Below are 23,168 nucleotides of genomic sequence, written 5' to 3' on the forward strand. Positions count from 1 at the left end.
TGTAAGCTGAGGTGAACTGAATGAAGTTTTATAAGATTGGCGATGAAGTTAAGGCAGGAAAGTTTGGCCCATTAGAACACGATTTCGGTGGGATTGTTGAAAAGGTATATGAAAATTCAATTATGATTTCTATTAAGGATTTCAATCCTGCCGACAAGACAAGTGTCAACGAATTAAATGGCCGGGCGGTTGTCCGCAAAGATGAAGCCAAGATGGTTAAGGCCGTAGAGCGAACTGCTGAAGATAAAGAATTAGCTGCTAAGGAAGAAAAAGAAAAGGGGAGTAAAGTGGCTAAGTCTAGTCGGAAAAAGCAGACTGTAAAAAAAACGGAAAAAAAGAGTGACAAATAACTGAGATATGTTATCATAATTAAGGTGATTAGTTCACCTAGATTGCGGGTATAGTTCAGTGGTAAAACATAACCTTCCCAAGGTTAAGTCGCGAGTTCGATTCTCGTTACCCGCTTTGCGAGCATCGCGTTGCGGTGTTCTTTTTTATAACATTTGCTGATGTTATAAACCTTTAACAACAGTAGAAAGGTCTTCCTTTGTAAGCGAGTTCAGGTTGGTGGGAGCTGAATAAAGAGAGTTTTCGAAGCGGAGTTGAAGGAAAGTTTAATATTCATTTGAATGAGTGGAATGAAAGTTCAAATAGAGTGGTACCACGGGAAATCTCGTCTCTAATCAGTAGGCATACTGACTAGAGATTTTTTGTTATAAAGGAGGATTTATTTATGGATGAAAAGCAACAAGTCGTTGACGCATTAAAGTTAGCCTTACCAGAGATGACTGAGGATGACTTGGCGGATAAGGTTGAACGGCCAAAAGATAATAAGAATGGGGACTATGCATTCCCAACTTTCTTCTTGGCAAAGACCCTTCATAAGGCTCCCCAAGCAATTGCCCAAGAATTAGTTGAAAAGATTGACCAAGCAAACTTCGAAAAAGTTGTTGTTGCTGGTCCATACATTAACTTCTACTTAAATAAAGCTAAGGTTGGGGCTGAAATTTTAAAGGCCATTTTAGCTGATCCCGAAAACTATGGTTCTAAGGATTTAGGCCACTACGGAAACGTAACGATTGACTATTCATCTCCTAACATTGCTAAGCCAATGTCAATGGGACACTTACGGTCAACAATGATTGGTGAATCCATTGGCCGGATCCTTGAAAAGGAAAACTACCGGGTTGTTCGGATTGACTACCTTGGTGACTGGGGTACCCAATTTGGAAAGCTGATGGCGGCTTACAAGATGTGGGGGAACGAAGAAGATGTTAAGAAGGATCCAATTAATACCTTATTAAATTACTATGTACGGATTAATACGGAAGCCGATGAACACCCAGAATATACGGAAGCTGGTCGAGACTGGTTTGCTAAGCTTGAACATGGGGACAAAGAAGCATGGCGTCTTTGGAAGTGGTTCCGAGAAATTTCTTTGGAACGGTTCCAACGGGTTTACGACATGTTAGATGTCCATTTTGATTCTTTCCATGGGGAAGCCTTCTCTGCACAAAAGATGGAAGAACCAATCCAATTACTCCGTGACAAGAACTTGTTAAAGCTCAGCCGGGGGGCTCAAATTGTTGACCTTGATAAATACAACTTAGTGCCACCGCTGATCATTAAGAGTAATGGGACTACAACTTACATTACCCGTGACTTAGCAACGGCTCTCTTCCGGAAACGGATGTATGGGCACGTTAAGTCCTTGTATGTTGTTGGGGCCGAACAAGAAAACTACTACAAGCAATTGAAGGCTGTTTTAAAGGAAATGGGCTTTAGTTGGTGGGATCAATTGGAACACATTTCCTTCGGTTTAATGAGTTTCGGTGGGAAGAAAATGTCTACCCGGAAGGGGAACGTGGTCTCCCTCGAGGACGTTTTGAACGACTCGGTAAAGTTGGCACGGGAACAAATTACCCAAAAGAATCCATCGCTTAAGAACCCCGAAGAAGTTGCTAAGATGGTCGGAATTGGGGCGGTTGTCTTCCATGATTTGAAGAACGACCGGCGGAACAGTGTTGATTTCCGGCTTGAAGACGTTGTTAAGTTTGAAGGGGAAACTGGTCCTTATGTACAATATGCACGAGCACGGGCAATGAGTATTCTCCGGAAAGAAAATAATCCAAGCTTTGATGATGTTGATCTTTCCCAAGTTGGGGTAGCAGCTTGGCCGGTTCTTAAGCAATTAGGGAAGTTTGGTGAAACAATCCAACGGGCTGCGGAAAACTACGATCCATCAATTGTTGCTAAGTACGCCCTTGCATTAGCAAAGGACTTTAATCAATACTACGCTCACACGCGGATTTTGGTTGATGACGAGGGCAAGCTCGCGCGGTTAGCCTTAGTTCAAGCAGTTGCCGAGGTTTTGAAGTCGGCATTAGCTTTACTTGGAGTTAAGGCACCAGATGAAATGTAATTTCAAAGACCTTAAAATTTGGCTAAGGAAGTTGAGTTTTCTCTCGGCTTCCTTTTTTTATATCTTCAATTTATGATAGAATGCGAAGTTGAAGATATTTTTTTGGAGTTAACACTTAAATGAAATTTGAAGAGCGAAAAAAACAATTTGAAGTATGGCTCAGACGATTATGGAGAGCATTACGCGAAAACTTTCGCCATTTCTGGCATCGTTTTCAGTTAACCCGGTGGCTAATTGTAATTTTCTTAAGTGCTTTTTTACTGATGAGTATCTACTTAACGATTGTTGCTAAAACAGCAAATGTTAGGAGTCTCCAGTCGCGCCTTGAACACCCAACCATGGTTTATGATCAAAATGGAAATTCAGCTGGGAGCCTTTACTCACAAAAGGGGACCTATGTTAAATTAAATGAAATTTCACCTAACGTTACGGCAGCGGTTCTTTCAACTGAAGATCGCAATTTCTACCACGAACATGGTTTTTCAGTTAAAGGGCTTGGTCGGGCCGCTTTTCTTTTGGTAAAAAACAAGGTATTAGGGCGAGATTATATTTCTGGTGGTGGAAGTACTTTAACCCAACAATTAGTGAAGAATGCTTTCTTAAGCCAAGAACAAACTTTTTCCCGGAAAGCTAAAGAAATTTTTATTTCTGTTGAAGTTGAAAATCAATATAGTAAGAATCAAATTCTAACAATGTACCTTAACAATGCCTATTTTGGTCACGGCGTCTGGGGAATCCAGGATGCGGCGGAACGGTATTTTGATACTGATGCCAAAGACTTAACGGTTCCTGAAGCCGCAACATTGGCGGGGATGTTAACTTCACCGGGGACATATGATCCGGTGAACCATCCGAAAGCCACAAAAGCGCGGCGAAATTTGGTTTTAGAGTTAATGGTCGAAAACCATAAATTAACGAACCAACAAACTAAACACTACCAAGCAACTCCTTTAGTGGTGAACAATGGTTATCAATCGCCAAATACTTACCGTTATCCGGCATATTTTGACGCTGTGATTGCGGAGGCAATTAATAAATATGGCCTTACTGAAGCCGAGGTCATGAATGATGGCTATAAGATCTATACAACCTTAAACCAAGGGCAACAAAGGGCAATGCAGTCCGTTTTTAACGATGATGAAAATTTCCCAGCTAACCTCGCTGATGGAAGTATGGTGCAAGCTGCTTCGGTTGCTGTTAATCCGAAGACCGGTGGTGTCACTGCCTTATATGGTGGGCGGGGAAAACACGTCTTTCGTGGATACAACCGGGCAACGCAGATGCGACGGCAACCAGGGTCAACAATTAAACCAATTGCCGTCTACACACCTGCCTTGATACATGGGTACTTTTATGATTCAACTTTACAAGACGAAAAAACTACTTATGGAACTGGCAAACATCGCTATACACCAAAGAACTATGACAATCAATACAGTGGCGAAGTTCCAATGTATAAAGCCTTGTACGAAAGTTTGAATGCACCAGCGGTTTGGCTTTTAAATAAGATTGGGGTCAATACTGGCTACAAAATGGCAGAACAATTTGGTTTGCCAGTCGAGAGTGGGGATAAGAACCTTGCTCTTGCGCTTGGAGGCTTAACCAAGGGAGTTTCCCCACTGCAAATGGCTCGAGCATACTCTGTCTTTGCTTCTGGTGGGAAATTACCAACGACGCACTTTATTACCAAGATTGTGGATGCTAGTGGTCATCAGGTAAAGCGTAAGGGTCATTTAACGCAAAAACGGGTTATTAAGCAGTCAGTTGCCAACGAGATGACGAGTATGATGATGGATGTTTTTAAACTTGGGACCGGGAAGAGTGCGGCTCCGTCAGGTTATACGTTGGCCGGGAAAACGGGTACAACCAATTCTGGAATTAAGGCGAATGATAGTGATCGTGATAAATGGATAATTGGTTATACACCAGATGTGGTAGTTGCTACATGGGAAGGTTATGATGATACGACAGCGACACAACAACTTTCTGACGTGGAAAATCGCGATATTTACGCGCTTTATCGTTCTGAAATGAGTGACTTACTACCACACACAGCTGGAACAAAATTCCAGGTTAAGGATGCTCAAACCCGGGCAACTAGTGGAACAAAAACCCCGAATGGGAATTTATTGCAACAAGCGAGTGATTTTGCCCAAAACGTTAAGGATCGATTGAACCAAGCTTGGAATAATGTTCGTTCGCTTTTCCAGTAAGGGTCTGTTAGAATAGGTTTAATGATTAAATTTTTTGGAGGCCGATTATGGTTGTAAATATTTACGATACTGCAAATGAACTTGAACGCCAAATGCGGGAAACGCAAGAATACAAGGATTTGGTTGTTGCTTTTGATAAATTAAAGGAAGATCAAGCAACTTTTGATCTCTTCAAGAAGTTTCAAAAGAGCCAAATGAATGCCCAACAAAAGCAAGTGGCTGGAAAGGAGCTTTCTGAAGACGAGATTAAAGAAGTTCAAGACCTTGCAAAGCAAGTTAGCACAAAGCAATCCGTAATTGATTTAATGGAAGTTGAACGACGGGTTGACAGCATGATGCAAGAATTAAATAAGGTAATTACTAAGCCAATTCAAGAAGTTTACAAGGACATTTTGCCACAACAGTAAACTGAAGCTAGCAACTCCTTCTCATTGTGGATGGGGTTGCTTTTTTAAGGAGAAGATGGATGCAATTAGCTGAATTTAATGAAGGTGACCCAATTAAGGTCAACTGTTTAATCAAAAGTGCCCAAGCTAAAACAACTAAAAATGGGGGCCAATACTTAGCGCTTACCTTTCAAGATCAGAGTGGTGACTTAAACGGTAATCTCTGGGATGCAACTGATCAACAGGTTGCTGACCTAGAAGCAGGTAAAGTGGTAAATTTAACGGGGCGACGTAGTTCTTATCAAGGGAAGCCCCAAGTTGAAATCCAAGGGGTTAAACTTATTCCCGAATTATCACCAAATGATTTTGTTCCCCGTGCTCCAGAAAGTGATCGTGAAATCAAGACCGCACTTCGCCCATTTTTTACAGCGATTACGGAGTCAACTTGGCATCAAATCATTAATGGCTTAATTAGTAAACATGGAACTGATTTCTTTTCCAGTCCGGCAGCTAAAAGTAATCATCACGCTTTTGTCGGTGGCTTAGCCTACCATACTTTATCAATTTTAAGGCTAGCAAAGGCGATTATCCCCCTTTATCCAGGAATTAATGAGCAATTAGTTTATGCGGGCGCAATTTTACATGATCTTGGTAAGACGATTGAATTATCCGGGCCGATTGCAACAGAATATACAGTTGAAGGAAAATTACTCGGTCATATCTCAATTATTGATGGGGAAATTACGGCAATTTGTGAAGAATTAAAGATTTCAACTTCATCTGAAGCAGTGATAGCCTTGCGACATTTAGTTTTAGCTCATCATGGCTTGTTAGAATATGGGTCACCAGTTCGGCCTCAGATCTTGGAAGCGGAGTTATTGCACCAACTTGATGAGTTAGACGCGTCATTGTTAATGATGACATCAGCTTTAGCCAAGGTTCAACCTGGGGAATTTACGGAGCGCCTATTTGCGATGGATAATCGTCGATTTTACAAGTTGAAACTGCCGGAAAAGTAAAAAAACCTTAAGATTCAGATCGATAATCAGTGTTTAAGTAGAATGTGGTATCATTTATTAGAAAGTTTTTAAAGGAGTGTAAAGAGTTTGAAGAAGAAAAAATTATTAGCCGTGGTGGCTGGACTTACTTTGATGCTTCCACTGGCCGCATGTGGAAATAAGGCCGTCGCTACGACAAGTGGTGGTAAGATTACCCAAAGTGAATATTACAGTAGCATGAAGCAAACTTCCCAAGGGAAAGCGGTTTTGCAACAAATGATCTTGGATAAGGTTTTGCAAAAGCAATATGGAAAGCAAGTTTCTGACTCAGACGTTAATAAGGAATACAATAGTTACAAGTCGCAGTACGGTTCTTCTTTCTCCACAGTTTTAGCTCAACAAGGCTTAACGACCAAGAGTTTCAAGGATCAAATTCGTTCCCAATTACTTTTACAAGCTGCAGTTCGCCATTATTCAACCTTTAGTAATAAAGCTTTACAAAAGCAATGGAAGAATTACCAACCAAAGGTTCAAACAGCTGAAATTTTGGTTAGTTCCAAGGATACGGCTCAATCGGTGATTGATAAATTGAACAATCACGATGGAAACAAGCTAACTTACTTCAAGAAGTTAGCCAAGAAGTACTCCACGGATACTTCAACAAAGAATTCTGGTGGGGTAGTTGCTGCCTTTGATAACGCTAGCTCTAGTGTTGACTCGGCATACAAGAAGGCTGCCTTTAACTTAAAGACCGGAGAGTACACCTCTGAACCAGTTAAGACGGATAATGGTTACCAAGTAATCTACATGATTAAGCACCCTGCAAAGGGGAAGATGGCTAACCACATTAGTGATTTGAAGAACCAAATTGTTGAAAACAATATGAATGACTCCTCATTCATGAAGAAGGTTATCTCGAATGTATTGAAGAAAGGAAATGTTTCGATTAAGGATAAGGATCTTTCGAACATCCTAGACGATTATCTTAGTACTTCATCAAGTACGGCTTCCACAACTTCATCTAGTTCTTCAAAGTAGTACCACTTTAATAGAACTTGTGATGTGAGACCCAAAGAAGCGGTTGGGGAAATTTTTTGACCGTATTTCCGTGAAATATGGGGAGATAAAATAAAGACTGAGGAAAAACCAGATTTCTCCTCAGTCTTTTGTTATTTTCTCAATTTTTCACGAGCTTGGTGCCCAAAAACCTCGGCCTTTTTAAGCAGTGGTTCTAATTCTGAAAGTGCATCTGAACTAGTTTGGCGAAGTTGGTTAAAATTAAGGGTAAGTTGCTCCTTAGCGTGAACAACTGTCCACCATTCGGTTCTTAATTTTAAGAGATCATCTTTTTCTTGATACCATTTAGTCTTTAAATTGTGATCGAATGGCATCTTGAACAGCTTTGTACTTAGCTTCATCATATTCTTCCTCGTTGTTAATGAAAGTCATGCTAAACTTATCGTCAGCGTAACGTGGGAGTAAGTGAATATGGGAATGGAAGACTGATTGATAAGCAGCCTTACCATTGTTATTTAAAATGTTCATTCCAATAATTTCGGAGTTTGATGCTTTAACCGCCCGCGCAATCTTTGGAATCCGGGCAAAAACTGCTGCGGCAAGATCTTCATCATATTCAAAAATATCCTTAACGTGTTTTTTTGGCACTACGAGCGTGTGACCTGGAGTGGCTTGGGAGATGTCCAAAAATGCGTACACGACATCGTCCTCATATATTTTGTAACTTGGAATTTCACCATTAATAATCTTACAAAAGATGCAATCAGTCATATTTCCGCCTCGTTTCTATTATAGTTAACATAAGTATACTACCAGTATACCGCAACTCATTGTGGTATACTGATTTTATATTAGAACTTTTTAGAAGGAAATTCATATGGCATTAAAAATTGAAAATCTAACTGGTGGTTACTCTCAATTACCAGTTCTTCATCAAGTTAGTTTTGATGTCCCAGCTGGTGAATTAGTTGGTTTAATTGGCTTAAATGGGGCTGGTAAATCAACGACCATTAACCATATAATTGGATTACTAAAACCGTTTAGTGGTCAAATTAGTTTAAATGGAGTTGATCTGGCAACATCACCAATTAAATATAAAAAGCAAATTGCTTATGTTCCAGAAACCCCAATTTTATACCCAGAATTAACCCTCCGTGAACATTTAGAATTAACGATTAAGGCTTATCAACTTAATGAAAAAGTTGCCTGGGAACGGGCTAAGAAACTACTAACAACTTTCCGTTTAGCTAATAAGTTAGATTGGTTTCCCGCAGACTTTTCCAAGGGGATGAAGCAAAAGGTTATGATTGTCATGGCCTTCTTAACGGATGCTAAGCTTTTCATCGTTGACGAACCATTTTATGGGTTGGATCCACTAGCTGTTAAGGATTTATTAGCCTTAATTCAAGTGCGTAAAGAAGCGGGAGCAGCAATCCTAATGTCAACTCACGTTTTGGATACGGCGCAACGATACTGTGATCGGTTTGTCTTATTAAATGATGGTCACGTTCGATCGAAGGGAACTCTTGCTGAATTGAAGGCGCAAGCAACTGACCCAAACGCAAGTTTAGATGATATTTACCTAGCGATTGCAAGGGGGGACGCGTAATGAGCGCCTTGTTTAAAACCCGAAAGCAAAGTCATTTGACACACTTACTAAAATATTGGCGACTAGTTTTTAATGATCATTTCGTCATTGCCCTTTTCTTTTTGTTTGGTGCTTTGGCCTATAGTTATGCGCAATGGTTACCTAAAGTTACCACTGGTGCAGTTTGGGTTCGGCCATTGATCGTAATTTGGCTAGTTTTGGTGAGTCAAATTGGGCGTTTGGCTACCTTAGTAGAAAAAGCTGATCCAGTCGTTTTATTACCTCAGACAAGTCAATTTAATTCATATTTTAAACAAGCATGGTGGTATAGCTATTGGCGAGCTGGAATTATTAGTTTAGCTGGTTTAGCGATTTGCTTACCACTTTATTGGCGGGTTGTTGCTTATCATCAAGTTGATTTATTTTACTTCATTCTGGTTGCATTATTGACGAAGGCCTTATGGCTGTTACGAGCACGGCAAACAATTAGCTTTGGCCTAAAAAAATTGCCGCAGGTTACAAAAATTATGCAATGGACTGAACCCATGGTGATTTGGGGTCTTACCATCTGGTATCCCTTAGTTGGCCTAATTGTTGCTATGATCCTTTTAGGCATAACTTTGCTTCGGGTCCGCCAGCAAACTGAGATTAATTGGCGCTTAGCAACAGCAGTTGAGATGCAACGAATGGATAGTGTTTATCGCTTCTTCAACCTATTTACTGACGTCCCAAGCGTCCAAGGAAAAGTTAAACGGCGGCAGTGGTTAAGTGGCTTAATAAATTGGCTAGCTAAGGGTGAAGGGCCATGGAGTTATTTATATGGTCATGGATTTGTCCGCAATGTTGATGTTGGAAATCTAGTCATGCGTTTGACGCTAGTGGCAATGATCGTAACTTATTTTGTTACGGTACCGTGGTTAAATACGGCTTTAATGTTATTGTTCATTTACTTGGTTGCAACCCAATTGATGCCTTTTTACCACCAATATGATCAAATTGCCTTCACCCATCTATTCCCGGTTTCAGCAAGCGAACAACACCAAGCTTTTGAAAAGTTATTGTTGAAAATAATGATTTGTGTTGGCTTTTTAATTGTGATTGGGGCGAGTTCAATTGGACATGGTCATTTTTCGCTTAGCCACCAGGGGTTAAATCTTATCTTAGCCATGGTTGAAGTTTGGCTACTAAACCGTTATTATTTGAAGATACGAATAAAATAAGTAAGGAGCGAATTTATGCGGGTTAAACACAAAAAATGGGCTGAACCGTTGATGGAAGCTCACCCGGAAAAGATGGTTTTGAATGGTGAAACCGTCAAGGGCCATTGGCAAGGTCGGTTTGAAAAGTCGCAACCAATTCAACTTGAAGTTGGAATGGGAAAAGGCCAATTTATTATCGGGATGGCTAAAGCCCATCCAGAGATTAATTTTATTGGTCTTGAAATTGAAAGTACGGTCGCTGCCATTGCCTTAAAGAAGGCGTTACCTGAAGAGTTACCAAACCTCCAACTAATTCGGGCCAACGGTGCCGGGTTAGAAACCTTCTTTGAAGATCACTCCATCGATCGAATTTACCTCAATTTTTCTGATCCATGGCCAAAAACGCGCCATGAAAAGCGACGGCTTACTTACAAGAGCTTTTTAGCAAACTATGAGCGCGTTTTGAAACCGAATGGTAAGATCGAACTTAAAACCGATAACCAAGGCTTTTTTGAATACTCATTAACCAGTTTTAATAACTATGGCTTGATATTTGATGGGGTTTGGTTGGATCTTCACCATTCCGATGAAAATGAAGGTAATGTGGAAACCGAATATGAACAAAAATTCAGTGAATTGGGGCAACCAATTTACAAGGTAACTGCTCATATTCCAGATCGAGAGTAAGACTAACTAGTAAAAATTAAGAGGATGAGAAAACTCAACGAAGGCTACTAATAAAAGTTGAAACGTAGCCGACATAACTTTTAAATTATCATAAGCAAAAAAAGCTCCACCAGCAATCACACCCTTATCTAGAGGGCAATTGCTTAGCGGAGCTTTTTTCCATTCTCTTCGTGCTACTTATTTTTTTGCAGGCCGTTGCCAAGGTTTTCTCCTGACCTCATTTAGCAACCCGTTTCATTTCTAGAATTGAACCAGTGTAGGCATCAGCCCAGAACTGGTAGGTGGTGAGTTGGTCGTCTTCTTGGCGGGTAATTCCACCTTCATAAGCCGAGGTGCGAATTGCAAAACGTTGAAATGGCTTTGCTTGGTGATTAATCCAACTCCCACTAATAGGGCCTTCCTTTTTAAAATCACTCATAATGGCTTTTAAAATTGAGTTGGGGTTTAATTTCCGATCCCCAAAGATCTTGCCAGCGACGAAGCCAGCAAAACCGGATAGTCCTAAGGTAACTGGTATTAACCAGGGATTAACTGGCGAATTGGAACTTTCCATTACTTACCTCACTTCTCTCTTTTAAAGTATTATTATTGTATCATAAGATTGATTTAGTCCCAAATAATCGCTCAAGAGATTGAGCAAACGGGTTTACTTTTATGAAAATCTGTGTATAATTACTTACAATTAGTAAGAAAACTGGGAGGGAAAATAATGGAAACTTTACCTAAAATGACTCAAGCAGAACTCAGTCAAAAAGTTGCAAAGGGCAAGTATGTGCTCTTCTTTACGGCAGATTGGTGCCCAGACTGTAACTTCATTAAGCCAGCAATGCCATCAATTGAGGCTGATTTTGCTGATTACACTTTTATTAAGGTTGACCGAGATGAAAATATTGATCTTGCGGCTGATCTTGGAATTATGGGAATTCCTAGTTTTGTGGTTTATGAAGATGGAAAAGAAATTGGTCGTTTTGTAAATAAAGATCGGAAGACAAAGGAACAAGTTGAAACTTTCTTAAACGGTTTAGTCGCCTAAATTCTATTTTTTAAAGAAAAAGGTGGGGAGAAATTAGTTTTCTCTTCACCTTTTTTATTCCGAAACCGTTTCGTGTGGTAAACTTAGATTTAGTTTATTTAAATAGAATGTGAGGGAATAAATTCCATGTTAGTTGCAGGATACAACCCAGCGGAATTGGGCGATATTTTAGTGGTCATGACCGCAAAGGGTTCAGGTGACCATGTTGTTTCACAAAAAGACCAAATTGTACAAATTAAGGGTGCCAAGGATGGGAGTCTCCTTGGATACAACTTCTTAACTGCTAGTGAGATTTTGCCGGAATTAAAAACTGGGGTAAACGGAAACGTTGACTTAAATAATGATCAAATTGCCAAACTGAATAGAGCGCTTATGAAAGCAGGCTTTCGCGATGAATTGAGCGCAAACCAGTATCCTAACTTTCAAATTGGTTTTGTTGAAAAGATGGTTGATCATCCTAAGTCTGATCACTTGCACATTACGACAGTTGATCTCGGCGACCATAAACAACAAATTGTTAGTGGGTCACCAAACATGGCAGAAGGGATTAAGGTGGTTGTTGCCAATGTTGGGACGATGATGCCAAGTGGGTCAATTATTTGGCCGGGGGCCTTACTTGGAGTTGAAAGTGACGGGATGATTTGTTCTGGCCGAGAATTAAAACTCAAAAATGCGCCACAAAAGCCAGGGGCACTGATTTTACCAGCTGATTTTGGTGAAGTAGGTGCAGCCTTTGACTTTACAAAGGGTAACCAACTTTTTAAGTAGGAAGGGTTAATAAATGGAAAAGAAACATTATTATTTTGTCGGCATTAAAGGAACTGGGATGGCGGCCTTAGCTGAGGTGCTTTTTGATCTTGGAAATGAAGTCGAAGGATCAGACATTGAGAAGGAAACTTTTACCCAAGGACCGCTCTTAGCAAAAGGGATTCAAATTCATTCTTTTGATCCTACTAACATTAAGCCAGGGATGACGATTGTTAAGGGAAATGCTTTCCCAGACGATCAAGAAGAGGTAGTGCGGGCTAAGAAACTAGGTTTGACTGTTCAATCATATCCTGAAACTGTCGAAGAATTAGTTGCTAGTTATACCAGTATTGGGATCGCCGGGGCTCACGGCAAGACTAGTACGACAGCCTTACTCTCCCACGTCTTGTCGGGAGTTGATACTACCAACTTTTTGATTGGGGATGGCGAAGGGAATGGACAAGCCGATGCCCGTTTCTTTGTCTTTGAAGCTGATGAATACCGGGATCACTTCTTGGCCTACCATCCTGACTATGCGATTATGACCAATGTTGACTTTGATCACCCTGACTTTTTCAAGAATTTAGCCGATGTCAAGGATTCTTTTGAAACTTATGGAAAGCAAGTCAAGCGGGCAATTTTTGCTTGGGGAGATGATCCTAGTTTGCGGGAACTCAAGGTTGATGTGCCAGTCTACTACTATGGGACAAGTGACCAAGACGATTTCCAAGCTAAGAATATCGAACGGACGCCAGAAGGCTCTAACTTCACCGCTTACTTTAAGGGGCAAAAGTTAGGCGACTTTACAATTCACTTATATGGGGAACACAGTGTGCTGAATGCCTTAGCGGTGATTGCGGTTGCTTACTTTGAAAAGGTTGACTTGCAAGAAATTCAACGGGAATTGGCTACTTTTACGGGTGTTAAGCGGCGCTTTAGTGAAAGTAATGTTAATGGTCAAATTATCATCGATGATTATGCTCACCACCCATCTGAAATTAAGGCGACTTTGGATGCGGCCCGACAAAAGTATCCCGAACGGGAAGTAGTGGCAATTTTCCAACCACATACTTATTCACGCCTTCAAGCTTATTTGACTGATTTCGGGAAGAGTCTGACGCTTGCTGACAAGCTTTACGTTACCCCAATCTTTGGCTCAATTCGAGAAAACGCTGGTAACATTTCAAGTGCTGACCTTGAAAAGCTTGTGCCAAACAGTGAAGGAATTGACCTTAATTCAATGACAAAGCTTCTTAACCATGAAAATGCAGTCTTTGTTTTCATGGGAGCTGGTGATATCGAAAAGTATGAAGATCAATTTAAAGCTTTACTAGAAAAATAGGTGAACTTCCAAACACCAAGATTATTCATTAATAATTATTAAGCTGGATACCCGTTACTTTAGTGGCGGGAGGAAAGCCTCAGTTTGATAAGGATTGCTTAAGATTCTTGCACTTGAATCAATGATTTGCTAAGATTTTCTATAGTAAACGTCAAAGTTAGTCAAACTTGATTGGAGGAACAAAATTGAATAATCTTTTCTCGCAAGAACCGCAACGACGTGAAGTAAACGCTGATGCTGTTGGGCTGAACCGTTTTTTAACGCGGATGTACGGGAATATGGCCCTTGCAGTGTTAGTATCGGCCCTTACAGCTTATTTATCAATGACAACCTTTAAGGTGGTTGTCGTTAACTTTTTTGCCGCGCATGCAGGGATGGTTTGGTTAATGCTATTACTCCCAATTGCCTTAACTTTTGGGATTAGTGCAAGTGCCCAACGAAATCCAGTCGGTAGCTTTATCATGTTAATGGTAACAGCGGTAATTTATGGTTTTGTATTTTCCTTAATTGCTGGAGCTTATACAGGAGCCAATATTGCAGCTGCCTTTCTATCTAGTGCCGCAATCTTTGTTTACTTGGCAATCTATGGAACGGTTACTAAACGTGACCTTTCAAGAGCCGGGAGTCAAGCAAGTGCAGCTTTAATTGCTTTAATAATTGCTTGGATTATTAATATGTTCTTACAAAGTCCAGCGATCACTTATATCTTCTCCTTTATTGCCGTGATTATCTTTGTTGTTCTTACAGCATGGGATGCTCAAAAAATGAAGAACTTGTACTTACAATATGGTAATCAAACTTCAGTGAGCGGTTTAGCAGTGGTTGGTGCTTTACAACTTTATCTTGATTTCATCAACCTCTTTATTCAATTACTTCAAATTTTTGGAATGTCAAACCGGGATTAATTTGCGGTTTTAGTTTCTGTGTACAATTCAGAATTGTAAGAGGGTGGGAAAGAAAAATTTTTCCCACTTTTTTTATTTTGAAAACCAGGTCTGTTAAAATAATAAGCAGTAGTAAAACGGGAAAGGATTATTAACATGCCAAAGAAATTACTCTTAATTGACGGAAATAGTGTTGTTTTTCGGGCCTTTTTTGCGATGCATACGCAAATGGAACGCTTTACTAACCAAGAAGGCCTGCATACGGCAGCTATTTATGGTTTCAAATTAATGTTGGACCATATCTTGGCAAATTTTGAACCGGATGCGGCCTTAGTGGCCTTTGATGCCGGGAAAACAACTTTTCGGACGAAAAAGTTTGAAGATTATAAGGGAGGCCGGGATAAGACTCCTAGCGAATTGAGTGAGCAATTCCCCTATGTCCGGAAATTGGTAGAAGCCTGTGGGATGCATTCTTATGAATTAAAGGACTATGAAGCTGATGATATTATTGGAACTTTGGCCAAGCAAGGGGATGAAGCTGGGTACGAAACTTTAATTGTGTCTGGGGACCGGGACTTAACCCAATTGGCAACTGATCATACCACGGTTGCAGTTACGAAAAAGGGAGTTACTCAAACTGAACACTTTACCCCAGCTTATATGCTTAAAAAGTTAGGAGTTACTCCGACTCAGTTCATCGATGTCAAAGCCTTAATGGGGGATACTTCAGATAATTATCCTGGGGTAACGAAAATTGGTGAAAAAACAGCTATTAATTTGATTAAAGAATACGGTTCGTTAGATAACCTTTACGCACATGTAGATGAAATGAAGAAGAGTAAGCGGAAAGAAAATCTGATTAATGAAAAAGCAATTGCTTACCAATGTCAAGATCTAGCTCGGATTCGCCGAGATGCGCCAATCGCAATTTCACTAGCTGATGTAATTTATCAAGGTCCACAAACCGATGCCTTAGTTGCTTTATATCAAGAACTAAATTTCAAATCCTTTTTGGCTAAAATGGGGACTGGGGATGAAGAATTACCTACCCAAACTGGAGAAGACGAGGTTAAATTTCAAGTTTTAACGAAGGAAAACCTATCGGCATTAGCTAAGTTAGGTGATCGGGTGGCAATTCATATCGAACAATCCGAAGCTAACTATCATTTAGCAACCATTAAAGGGTTTGCGATTGGTAATGGGGATCAATGGTACGCAAGTCGGGATGCTAGTTTATTAACAACGGGACCAATTAAACACCTATTGGAAAATAACCATGTTAAAAAAGATCTGTTTAATGCTAAAGCTCAAATTGTAATGTTACATCGGCAAAAAATTGAGCTAAGTGGGATTGATTTTGACTTATTACTTGCTTCTTATCTATTGAATCCAACTTTAAATGCTAATGACGTTGGAGAGCTTGCCCACACTCATGATTATCAGGAAATTCTCACTGATGAAGACTTGTATGGTAAAGGGGTAAAACGGCAACTTCCAGAAGATGAACAAGTATTCTTACGGCACTTAGTCGCCAAAGTTCAAGCAGTTGAAAATCTTCGTCAGCCGTTAATTGATCAACTTCAAGCAAATGAGCAATGGCCACTATATGAAGAAATTGAACGGCCGTTAAGTCGCGTTTTGGCATCCATGGAAATGCAAGGAATTAAGGTTAATGCAAAGACCCTTGAGGAAATGGGAAGTAAACTTGTTGAGCGTCTTAACGAACTTGAAAGTGAAATTTATCAAGATGCAGGCCAAGAATTCAATATTAATTCGACGAAACAACTAGGAGTAATTTTATTTGATGAATTAAAACTCCGGCCAATCAAAAAAACCAAGACGGGTTATTCGACCTCGGTAGCGGTCTTAGAGAAATTAATAGGTAAACACCCCATCATTGAAAAAATTCTGGAATATCGGCAAATCGCAAAACTTCAGTCAACTTATATTGCTGGGCTTTTGAAGGTTATTCATCCCGACAGTAAGATTCATACCCGGTATTTACAAACATTAACGGCAACTGGGCGACTTTCTTCAGTTGATCCAAACCTCCAAAATATTCCAGTACGCCTTGAAGAAGGTAAGCGCATTCGAAAAGCTTTTGTTCCTAGTCAACCAGGATGGAAGATTTTCTCTGCCGATTACTCGCAAGTGGAATTACGGGTCTTAGCCCATGTAACAGGTGATCATAACCTACAACAAGATTTTATTAATGGGGAAGATATTCATGCGGCCACGGCTCGACGGATCTTCCACCTATTGCCAGGAGAAAAAGTTGACCCAAATATGCGGCGCCAAGCTAAGGCGGTTAATTTTGGAATTGTCTACGGAATCTCTGATTTTGGATTAGCCCAAAACATCCACGTTTCTCGGAAGCAAGCCCATGATTTTATTGAAGCTTACTTTGAAGAATTTCCGGGCGTAGCAAAATATGTTAAGGAAATTGTTGAAGTTGCGCGTAAACAAGGCTATGTTGAAACAATTACTCACCGGCGGCGTTATTTACCAGATATTAATGCCAAGAGCTTTAATATACGTTCTTTTGCTGAAAGGACGGCGATGAATACGCCGATTCAGGGTAGTGCTGCTGATATTATTAAAATCGCTATGATTAAGATGCCAAAAGAGTTAGCAAAACAACATCTTAAAGCTAAGATGTTGCTACAAATTCACGACGAATTGGTCTTTGAAGCCCCAGAAGAAGAAATTCCAGTCTTGGCTGAATTGGTTCCAAAGGTAATGGATTCAGCAATGGAGCTCGCAGTACCTTTGAAAGTTGAGAAAAAGGTGGGCGATACCTGGTATGATCTTAAAAAGTTAGATTAGTGAATAAAAGTTTAGAGGATGGGAAGTTATAGCCTTGTATGGTGGACTTTTCCATCTTCTTTTTAGTTTCAGCCCAGATACTTGAGAACTAAGACTAATTTTAACTATAATAAATATAAATTAATCAAAAGGTAGGCGGAGATTGTGCCAGAATTACCAGAAGTTGAAACTGTTCGGCGGGGGTTAATGCGGATCGCTGCGGGACGGCAAATTAATGGGATTGATATATATTATCCAAAAATGATTGAAAATTCAGTTGAAAATTTTAAAGAAGCTTTGATTGGACAAACAATTGAACGAATTGATCGGCGCGGAAAGTACTTACTTTTTCGTTTTTCAAATGACTTAACAATGATCTCGCACTTGCGGATGGAAGGAAGTTATTTTAACCAAAAAACGGGTACTGCAATTGATAAGCATGTTCACGTATTATTTCATTTTACTGATGGTACTGATTTAGGCTATCGGGATACCCGTAAGTTTGGACGGATGCATTTGGTTAAAACCGGAACAGAAATGCAGTATGGCGGCTTGGCAAAGATTGGTCCCGAACCAACTGAAGAAGATCTTAAACTTGATTATTTAGTAAAGATTATGAAAAAGTCCCATAGTAAGATTAAACCTTTCTTACTCAATCAAGCCCATGTAGCCGGTCTCGGAAATATTTATGCAGATGAAGTCCTGTGGGAAACTCAGATCAATCCCGAAGAACCCACAAACCAAGTATCAGAGGCGAAAATTGCTAAGCTACGTGAAAACATCATTCATGAATTAGCCCGGGCAACCGAACATCATGGAACAACAGTCCACTCTTTTAAGAATGCTTTTGGGGATGCTGGAAAATTCCAAAATGAATTGGACGTTTATGGCCGAGGCGGTGAAAAATGCCATCGGTGTGGAACTAAGCTCGTTAAGATTAAGGTTGCCCAACGGGGAACGACTTTCTGTCCCCGTTGTCAACCATTGGTAAAAGCCGATGACTAAGGTTTTAGGCTTAACTGGGGGGATTGCAACCGGTAAATCAACGGTGTCAAAATATCTTGCTCAAAAAGGAGCGGTAATTATTGATGGTGACTTAATTGCCCGCCGGGTAGTGGAACCCCATCAACTGGGCCTAAAGCGGTTGGTAGCGGCTTTTGGTTCCCAAATTTTAGCTTCGGATGGGACTTTGCTACGAGCCAAATTGGGGGAAATGGTCTTTGGCGATGTGCGAGCAGAAACAAAGTTAAATCAAGCTTTAGGGCCAATTATTCACCAAGAGTTTTGTGTGGATTTAAAAAAGGCCAGGGCCAATCAAGTGAAATTAGTGGTTTTAGATATTCCACTCTTATTCGAAGGGGGATACGAGACCATGTGTGATGCCGTAATGGTTGTTGCTGTTAAGCCGGCCACTCAATTAAAACGATTAATGGCGCGCAATCATTATAATAAGGCAACGGCACAAGCTCGGATTAATGCCCAATGGCCGCTCGAGCAGAAACAAGAGCTAGCGAATGTGGTGATCGATAATGAAGGATCGATAATGAATACCTACTTGCAAGTTGATAATTGGCTGTTTAAGTGGCTTTAATAATGCTATAATAAAATGAATCTATTGAGTTAAGGAATAATTAGGAGGTTAGTGATGATTTGTCCACATTGTCATCATAACGGCTCGCGAGTTGTTGACAGTCGTCCGAGCGAAGATGGGACTTTTATCCGGCGGCGCCGCGAATGCATGAATTGCGGCTTTCGCTTTACTACCTTTGAACGATATGAAGAGACCCCACTTTTGGTAATTAAAAAGGATGGAACCCGCCAAGAATTTAGCCGGCAAAAAGTTTTGAATGGCTTAGTACGTTCAGCAGAAAAGCGACCCGTTAGTATGGAAAAGTTAACTGATATTGCTTCAAATGTTGAATCCCGGGTCCGGCGGCTTGGAGAAAATGAGGTTTCAAGCCAAGTGATTGGCGAATTTGTGATGAATGAGTTACAAGAGGTTGATCAGATCGCTTATATTCGTTTTGCTAGCGTTTATCGGCAATTTAAAGATGTTGATACCTTCATGAATGAACTTAAATCGGTCATGGATAAACAACATCATCAAACGGAGAACAATGATGATTGAGCGTGCCCCGATAACTCCTAAAACGGGATACTTAGTTAGTGCCAATTCGAAGTTTGTTGGGCTTTTTCAAACATCTTTTTTGCCCTTCTATCAGCCCCTGCTTGGTGCTGATGCATTAGGGCTTTTTTTAGCTTTAAGTGACTTAGTTAAACCAAACCCGGTCTTAGCAAAGCGACAACTGGTTAGTACTTTGCTAGTTCGTTTAAATATTGGTTTACCTGCTTTTTCGCGGGCTCTTGACCGCTTAGAAGGTTTGGGGTTGATAAAAACTTACCAATTAAGCGATGAATTAGGAGTAACTCTCGTTTTTGAGGTTCAACCACCACTAACCCCAGTTGAATTAATTAACGATGATTTGTTATCTGTTCTATTATTGCAACAAGTCGGGGCAAATGAATTTAATCACTTGGTTCAACGGGCAAAGGAGAATTTTTTTGATCCTAGCCAACTAAAACAAGTTACGAAAAGTTTCTTTACTGTTTTTAAACCGGATCCAAGTACGCAAGCTAAAGATGACCAGGCAATAACTGAGGCGCGACAATCATTGCCGACTGATCAGACGCCTTCTTTATCGGTGCCAACTGAGAATTTTGATTTTAATTTTTTCCTTCGTCAAGCGGACAGTCTGGGTGTTCCAGAGGATCAATTACGGGAAGCGCAAAAGTTAATTTTGACAGAGCACCGGTTATATGGTTTTGATGAGCTTCAGTTGGCTAACTTGGCTGCCCGGGCAACGGATCTTGCAACTAATACTTTTAGGCAATTAACTTTTAAAAATGAGGTCCAGCGTGCTAGTCAGCCAGTTCAAACCAAACTCCAAGTTGTCAGTGATAATGAGGACGTAACCGGTTTTTCTCAACCAATGCGCGAACTGGTTCAACTAGCTGATCGATTGGCTCCGGTTCCATTCCTTAAGCAAATTAAAGAGCAAAAAGGGGGGTTTGTCACCCCGGCTGAGCAACGAGTTTTAATGGAAATTGGGCGTAATAGTAACTTACCAGGAAGCGTATTGAATGTTTTAACTTGGTATTTGTTAGTTGATCAAGGAATGGATAATCTGGTTGCTAACCTAGCAATTTCAATTGCTTCGTCTTGGCAATCCAAAGGAATTAATTCAGCTGCTCAGGCTTTACGGCAAGCACAAAGTCATCAGAAAAAACAACGAGAACGTTTTGAGCAACGACAGAATCGCCATTCATCTAATTACAGTAATAAACGACCGCGGATCAAAGAAGAGCTACCAGAATGGGCGAAAAAGTCTGACCATCCGACCAAAGGAAAAAAAGGGGGCGAAGTTGATCCTAAACGGGTTGCCGAAATGAAAAAAATGCTCGCTGATATGAAGAAACATCATAAAAACAACTAAAGGGAGGGATTTAAATGGAATCAGTTAATCAAACGATGGATGGGATCATTAATCCTCAAGGTGGGGATGAGGCATATCGTAAAATTATGAAAGCGGTCTTTGCCGATCCGGAAGTCCAATCCTTCCTTCGGAATCATCAAGATGAACTTGACCAAGAAAGCATTAACCGAGGGAGCTCTAAGTTATACGAATTTGTTCATGATCGGGACTTGGTTAAACAAGGTAAGGCAAGCGTCGCCCCGGGATATGTTCCGCGGTTAGCGATATCGGCTGGACAAATTGATGTTGTTTATGTTCCAACTGAACAACTCCGCGCTCAAAGGGCAGCAGCAAAGCAACGATCTTTAGTTGAAACTTTGGCCATGCCTAAGTTTATTGCTAATGCGACCTTTGAAAATGCTTTTCTAGAAGGTGAAAATGCTTCTGAATATCGAAACGTTGCCTTTCAACGTGGCATGCGATTTGTCCATGATTATTCACCAAGTAGCTTTATGCCAGGAATGTATCTAACCGGTGAGTTTGGGGTCGGCAAAACCTTTTTACTTGGTGCGATTGCCAATGGGCTCGCAAGGGAACGCGGAATTCAATCAATTCTAATTCACTTTCCTACTTTTGCGGTTAGCATGAAGAGCTCAATTGGAAAAAATACAACTGACTTGGAACGGGATCGGATTAAACAGGCCCCAATCTTAATGATCGATGATATTGGTGCAGATGCGATGTCCGCTTGGGTCCGGGATGAAGTTTTGGGTGTGATATTGGAATATCGGATGCAGATGGAATTACCAACCTTTTTCTCTTCTAATTTTACAATGGTTGAGCTTGAGAAACACTTGGCAGTTGATGTAAAAGGGGATCAAGAACCACTAAAGGCAAAACGGATTATGGAACGAATTCGCTTTTTATCCCGGGAAGTTACGGTTGGTGGTGACAATTTACGACAGAAGTTAGGAAAAATATAAAAAGTTCTTGACTTGTAGTGGTAATTTTTATAATATATGGAGTGTTGAAAGAAAAAAGCAGAAGCACCCGCTTCTCGCCTTGGTAATAAACAGGTTGCCGGGCTGATGAGTTGAAGTATGATGGTTGGAATATTACCATTTTACGGCGGGGTGGTATGCACTCCGCTTTTTTGCTTGCTCTTTCCACTAAAAATATCGGAGGTGTGTTGCCATAGCTCAGGGAATGATTGTCAATAACGGTATTCGGGCCAAGGAAGTTCGGTTAATTGACCAAGATGGTGAACAACTCGGAGTTAAGTCAAAAGAAGAAGCTTTGCGGATGGCAGAAGCTGCTGATCTTGACTTAGTTTTAGTTGCTCCCAAAGCGCGTCCAGCCGTTGCTCGGATTATGGACTACGGGAAGTACCGTTTTGAAATGCAAAAGAAAGAACGGGAAGCGCGGAAGAACCAAAAGACTGTTGCAGTTAAGGAAATCCGCTTAAGTCCCACAATTGATACGAATGATTTTAACGTGAAGTTAGGGCGGGTTCGGAAGTTCATCGAAAAGGGTGACAAAGTTCGGGTCTCGCTTCGCTTCCGAGGTCGTGCAATTACGCATAAGGATATCGGTCGTGACATGATTGAGAAGATGGCTGATGAAACTAAAGACATCGCCACGGTTGTGCAACGGCCAAAGATGGAAGGGCGGAGTATGTTCTTAACACTTGCTCCCCTTAACGAAAAGGCAAAAAAATAACAAAGAAGGTAGGAATTCATTATGCCAAAGATGAAGACTAATCGCGCTGCTGCAAAGCGTTTTAAGCGGACTGCTAAGGGTGGTTTCAAGAGTGGTAACTCATTTACTAGCCACCGTTTCCACGGTAAGACTAAGAAGCAACGTCGTCAATTACGTGGTTTATCCATGATGGATAAGTCTAACGTAAAGCGTTTCAAGAAGATGCTTCCTGCTAAGTAAGATTAGTAGCGAGCCTACACGATTAAAATAAAACTAGTATTTTAGGAGGTTACCACTATGCGAGTTAAGGGTGGAACAGTTACGCGCGCTCGTCGGAAGCGCATTATGAAGTTGGCTAAGGGTTACACTGGTTCAAAGCACCGTCTTTTTAAGACTGCTAAGGACCAAGTTATGAAGGGGTACACTTACGCATTCCGTGACCGGAAGGTTAACAAGCGTAAGTTCCGTGAATTATGGATTGCCCGGATTAACGCTGGTGCCCGTATGAACGGACTTAGCTACTCCAAGTTGATGCATGGTTTGAAGTTAGCTAACATTGATATCAACCGGAAGATGTTAGCCGATCTCGCAGTTAACGATGCCGATGCTTTTAAGGCTTTGGTTGAAGAGGCTAAGAAGGCTTTAAACTAAACTTTAAATTAAATGAATTGGATTA

25 protein-coding genes, 1 tRNA gene and 1 other annotated feature are annotated in these 23,168 nt (G+C 40.7%); of the genes, 23 read left to right on the plus strand and 3 right to left on the minus strand.

The features are described from left to right. The first annotated feature begins 20 nt into the window (after positions 1-20). The 7 genes from H5993_RS03980 to H5993_RS04010 all read left to right on the plus strand — a co-directional run bounded on the left by H5993_RS03980 (position 21) and on the right by H5993_RS04010 (position 7,057). Complete coding sequence (locus H5993_RS03980; protein WP_204776314.1) at positions 21-350, plus strand: hypothetical protein; 330 nt, start codon at positions 21-23, stop codon at positions 348-350. Positions 351-394: 44 nt separating this feature from the next. Next, positions 395-465: transfer RNA gene (locus H5993_RS03985), tRNA-Gly, on the plus strand. A gap of 268 nt (positions 466-733) precedes the next feature. Next, positions 734-2,422, plus strand: coding sequence for an arginine--tRNA ligase (gene argS / locus H5993_RS03990; protein WP_204776315.1), 1,689 nt, complete (start codon positions 734-736; stop codon positions 2,420-2,422). 119 nt (positions 2,423-2,541) lie between these two features. Beyond that, entirely contained in the window at positions 2,542-4,635 is a 2,094-nt protein-coding gene (locus H5993_RS03995) for a PBP1A family penicillin-binding protein (RefSeq protein WP_204776316.1), read from the plus strand. 47 nt (positions 4,636-4,682) lie between these two features. Continuing rightward, complete coding sequence (locus H5993_RS04000) at positions 4,683-5,042, plus strand: YlbF family regulator (protein WP_180871780.1); 360 nt, start codon at positions 4,683-4,685, stop codon at positions 5,040-5,042. Between the two features lie 59 nt (positions 5,043-5,101). After that, a complete protein-coding gene (locus H5993_RS04005; protein WP_180871781.1) occupies positions 5,102-6,040 on the plus strand; it encodes a 3'-5' exoribonuclease YhaM family protein in 939 nt (312 codons plus the stop codon). 87 nt (positions 6,041-6,127) lie between these two features. Beyond that, a complete protein-coding gene (locus tag H5993_RS04010) occupies positions 6,128-7,057 on the plus strand; it encodes a peptidylprolyl isomerase (RefSeq protein ID WP_204776317.1) in 930 nt (309 codons plus the stop codon). A gap of 131 nt (positions 7,058-7,188) precedes the next feature. Here H5993_RS04010 and H5993_RS04015 read toward each other — a convergent pair whose 3' ends face one another. Next, complete coding sequence (locus H5993_RS04015; RefSeq protein WP_204776341.1) at positions 7,189-7,440, minus strand: hypothetical protein; 252 nt, start codon at positions 7,438-7,440, stop codon at positions 7,189-7,191. Then, complete coding sequence (locus H5993_RS04020; protein ID WP_204776318.1) at positions 7,382-7,807, minus strand: HIT family protein; 426 nt, start codon at positions 7,805-7,807, stop codon at positions 7,382-7,384. The genes H5993_RS04015 and H5993_RS04020 overlap by 59 nt, the downstream gene beginning before the upstream one ends. A gap of 106 nt (positions 7,808-7,913) precedes the next feature. Here H5993_RS04020 and H5993_RS04025 point away from each other — a divergent pair, with 106 nt between their 5' ends. The 3 genes from H5993_RS04025 to trmB are packed head-to-tail and all read left to right on the plus strand — an operon-like array spanning position 7,914 to position 10,510. After that, complete coding sequence (locus H5993_RS04025; protein ID WP_204776319.1) at positions 7,914-8,645, plus strand: ABC transporter ATP-binding protein; 732 nt, start codon at positions 7,914-7,916, stop codon at positions 8,643-8,645. Then, entirely contained in the window at positions 8,645-9,844 is a 1,200-nt protein-coding gene (locus H5993_RS04030) for an ABC transporter permease (RefSeq protein WP_204776320.1), read from the plus strand. Before H5993_RS04025 ends, H5993_RS04030 begins: the two co-directional genes overlap by 1 nt. Positions 9,845-9,859: 15 nt before the next feature. Continuing rightward, positions 9,860-10,510: a tRNA (guanosine(46)-N7)-methyltransferase TrmB gene (gene trmB, locus H5993_RS04035; protein WP_204776321.1), complete on the plus strand. Its 651-nt coding sequence runs from the start codon at positions 9,860-9,862 to the stop codon at positions 10,508-10,510. Between the two features lie 217 nt (positions 10,511-10,727). Here trmB and H5993_RS04040 read toward each other — a convergent pair whose 3' ends face one another. Beyond that, the gene (locus tag H5993_RS04040) at positions 10,728-11,063 is read right to left on the minus strand and encodes a hypothetical protein (RefSeq protein WP_180871788.1); all 336 of its coding nucleotides are present in this window, start codon (positions 11,061-11,063) and stop codon (positions 10,728-10,730) included. 156 nt (positions 11,064-11,219) lie between these two features. Here H5993_RS04040 and H5993_RS04045 point away from each other — a divergent pair, with 156 nt between their 5' ends. The 13 genes from H5993_RS04045 (at position 11,220) to rplT (ending at position 23,143) form a co-directional block, all read left to right on the plus strand. Continuing rightward, positions 11,220-11,543 carry a thioredoxin family protein gene (locus H5993_RS04045; protein WP_204776322.1) on the plus strand — a complete coding sequence of 108 codons (324 nt, stop codon included), beginning with the start codon at positions 11,220-11,222 and terminating at the stop codon, positions 11,541-11,543. Between the two features lie 126 nt (positions 11,544-11,669). Beyond that, a complete protein-coding gene (ytpR, locus tag H5993_RS04050; RefSeq protein ID WP_204776323.1) occupies positions 11,670-12,311 on the plus strand; it encodes a YtpR family tRNA-binding protein in 642 nt (213 codons plus the stop codon). A gap of 13 nt (positions 12,312-12,324) precedes the next feature. Continuing rightward, positions 12,325-13,632, plus strand: coding sequence for a UDP-N-acetylmuramate--L-alanine ligase (gene murC / locus H5993_RS04055; protein WP_204776324.1), 1,308 nt, complete (start codon positions 12,325-12,327; stop codon positions 13,630-13,632). Positions 13,633-13,817: 185 nt separating this feature from the next. Next, positions 13,818-14,537, plus strand: coding sequence for a Bax inhibitor-1/YccA family protein (locus H5993_RS04060; RefSeq protein WP_204776325.1), 720 nt, complete (start codon positions 13,818-13,820; stop codon positions 14,535-14,537). 135 nt (positions 14,538-14,672) lie between these two features. Next, positions 14,673-17,342 carry a DNA polymerase I gene (gene polA / locus H5993_RS04065; RefSeq protein ID WP_204776326.1) on the plus strand — a complete coding sequence of 890 codons (2,670 nt, stop codon included), beginning with the start codon at positions 14,673-14,675 and terminating at the stop codon, positions 17,340-17,342. A 144-nt stretch (positions 17,343-17,486) separates the two neighbouring features. Then, entirely contained in the window at positions 17,487-18,326 is an 840-nt protein-coding gene (gene mutM, locus H5993_RS04070; protein WP_204776327.1) for a bifunctional DNA-formamidopyrimidine glycosylase/DNA-(apurinic or apyrimidinic site) lyase, read from the plus strand. After that, on the plus strand, positions 18,319-18,912 hold the full coding sequence (gene coaE, locus H5993_RS04075) for a dephospho-CoA kinase (RefSeq protein ID WP_204776328.1): 594 nt from the start codon (positions 18,319-18,321) through the stop codon (positions 18,910-18,912). The genes mutM and coaE overlap by 8 nt, the downstream gene beginning before the upstream one ends. A 54-nt stretch (positions 18,913-18,966) precedes the next feature. Next, complete coding sequence (gene nrdR, locus H5993_RS04080) at positions 18,967-19,449, plus strand: transcriptional regulator NrdR (RefSeq protein WP_204776329.1); 483 nt, start codon at positions 18,967-18,969, stop codon at positions 19,447-19,449. After that, positions 19,439-20,815, plus strand: coding sequence for a DnaD domain protein (locus tag H5993_RS04085; RefSeq protein ID WP_204776330.1), 1,377 nt, complete (start codon positions 19,439-19,441; stop codon positions 20,813-20,815). The genes nrdR and H5993_RS04085 overlap by 11 nt, the downstream gene beginning before the upstream one ends. Positions 20,816-20,829: 14 nt before the next feature. Then, on the plus strand, positions 20,830-21,777 hold the full coding sequence (gene dnaI / locus H5993_RS04090) for a primosomal protein DnaI (protein ID WP_204776331.1): 948 nt from the start codon (positions 20,830-20,832) through the stop codon (positions 21,775-21,777). Positions 21,778-21,826: 49 nt separating this feature from the next. Beyond that, positions 21,827-21,956 (plus strand) — a sequence feature (ribosomal protein L20 leader region). Between the two features lie 44 nt (positions 21,957-22,000). Beyond that, a complete protein-coding gene (infC, locus tag H5993_RS04095; protein ID WP_204776332.1) occupies positions 22,001-22,513 on the plus strand; it encodes a translation initiation factor IF-3 in 513 nt (170 codons plus the stop codon). A gap of 21 nt (positions 22,514-22,534) precedes the next feature. Next, a complete protein-coding gene (gene rpmI, locus H5993_RS04100) occupies positions 22,535-22,732 on the plus strand; it encodes a 50S ribosomal protein L35 (RefSeq protein WP_180871800.1) in 198 nt (65 codons plus the stop codon). A gap of 57 nt (positions 22,733-22,789) precedes the next feature. Next, entirely contained in the window at positions 22,790-23,143 is a 354-nt protein-coding gene (gene rplT / locus H5993_RS04105; protein WP_180871801.1) for a 50S ribosomal protein L20, read from the plus strand. Positions 23,144-23,168 lie beyond the last annotated feature (25 nt).

Source organism: Limosilactobacillus alvi (assembly GCF_016900115.1).
In the GTDB taxonomy this organism is placed as follows: Bacteria; Bacillota; Bacilli; order Lactobacillales; family Lactobacillaceae; genus Limosilactobacillus; species Limosilactobacillus alvi.